The sequence below is a fragment of the Actinocorallia lasiicapitis genome (genome assembly GCF_054778695.1).
Map to the genome: position 1 here is coordinate 1 of NZ_BAAGZI010000688.1, position 1,558 is coordinate 1,558.

Here is a 1,558-nt window from a genome sequence, read left to right on the forward strand (position 1 = left end):
CGGGGCGCGGCTCGCGCTCCGCTACCAGCCCGCGCCGCTGCTGCTGGCGACGCTCGCGGTGACGGCGGCGGGCTGGCTGCTGTTCTGGTCGGCCACCACTCCCCTGCTGGGGTATCTGGGGCTTGTCCTGTCGGGGCTGGGGGTGTCGCTGCACTTCCCGATGTGCGTGGCGCTGCTGATCGGGGCGTCGGGCGGGCGTCCGGACGCGGCGAGCGCGCGGGCGTCGCTCTTCGCCGGAGTGGGGGTCGGCGCGGGGCCGTTCGCGCTGGGCGCGCTGGCCGACGGGTTCGGCAGCCACCAGGCGTTCCTGGTGGTGCCGGTGCTGGTGGCACTGGCCGCGGCCGGAGTGTGGGCGCAGGGCCGCGCCTAGGACCGGGCGTCCAGGTCGCGTTCGATGCCGTCCAGCAGGCGGTCCAGGCCGTAGGCGAAGGCGTGGTCGACGGGGGCGTCGAACGCGCCGGTCTCCCAGATGGCGTACAGGTGCGGGAACCGCTCCCGGGTGATCAGCTCGGTCAGATGGGGTGTGGCCTCGGCCCACCAGGTCTCGTAGTCGGCGGGGTCGGTGAAGGCGAGGTCGAGGTCGGCCGTGGACTGGCTGACGCCGCGCACATAGCCCTCGACCGAGGCGGCGATGGCGTAGCAGTCGGAGCCGGACAGCCCGAGCGGGGCGAGCGCGGCGTAGACGGCGTCGGAGCGTGCGGTGGTGTTGGGGCTCATCAGCAGCAGACCAGGGCCCGACAGCCGGAGGGTCCAAGGGTGGGCGACGGCCAGGTCGCGTCCCATCCGCGCGTACAGGTGCAGCGCCTGACGCCAGGAAGTGCCCTCGGGAAGCGGCGGCGTCGGCCCCACCGCGCGGTCGTACATCAGATGCAGCAGCTCGGTCCGTCCCGGCACATAGGTGTAGACGGACATCGTGCCGAGGCCGAGCCGTTCGGCGACGCGCCGCATCGACAGGGCGTCGAGCCCTTCGGCGTCGGCGATCTCGATGGCGGCCTCGACGACCTCCTCCAGCGTGGTCTTGGGCTTGGGACCGCGGGCGGGCGGCGCCTGGGCCGTCCCCCAGAGCAGGGCGAGGGTGCGGCCTGGGTCGCTCCGCTTGCGGTCGCTCATGTGTGATCCACCTCACATCTTCTCCGTAGGGCATACGGAATTAACTCCGTAGGCCGTACGGTTAAGCCTTCCGAACAACTCCGTACACCCTACTGAACTCAGGAGGACGGATGGAGATCCACGCCGAGAACCTCGCCAAGGCGTTCGGAGGCGTCCCCGCCCTGGACGGCTTCAGCCTCACCGTCGAGACCGGCACCGTCCACGGGCTGCTGGGCCCCAACGGGGCCGGGAAGACCACCGCCGTCCGGGTGCTGACCACCCTGCTGCGCCCCGACTCCGGCACCGCCCGCGTGGCCGGACACGACGTCGCCGCCGACCCCGCGAAGGTCAGGGCCTCGATCGGGCTGCTCGGCCAGCACGCCGCCGTCGACGAGGTCCTGTCGGGCCGGCAGAACCTGGACATGTTCGCCCGGCTGCACCATCTCGGCGCCCGCGCCGCCCGGCTGCG

The 1,558-nt window shown here is 72.7% G+C and carries 3 protein-coding genes; 2 read left to right on the forward strand and 1 reads right to left on the reverse strand.

All coding sequences use genetic code 11. The features are described 5' to 3' along the window. On the forward strand, positions 1–370 hold a 370-nt coding region (locus ACYVE7_RS33775; RefSeq protein WP_460370612.1), incomplete at its 5' end, for an MFS transporter. Here the strand turns inward: ACYVE7_RS33775 and ACYVE7_RS33780 are convergent. Beyond that, entirely contained in the window at positions 367–1,110 is a 744-nt protein-coding gene (locus tag ACYVE7_RS33780) for a TetR/AcrR family transcriptional regulator (protein ID WP_460370614.1), read from the reverse strand. The genes ACYVE7_RS33775 and ACYVE7_RS33780 overlap by 4 nt on opposite strands. Before the next feature lie 110 nt (positions 1,111–1,220). Between ACYVE7_RS33780 and ACYVE7_RS33785 the strand changes: the two genes are divergently transcribed. Next, the coding region (locus ACYVE7_RS33785) for an ATP-binding cassette domain-containing protein (protein WP_460370615.1) at positions 1,221–1,558 on the forward strand (338 nt) is incomplete at its 3' end.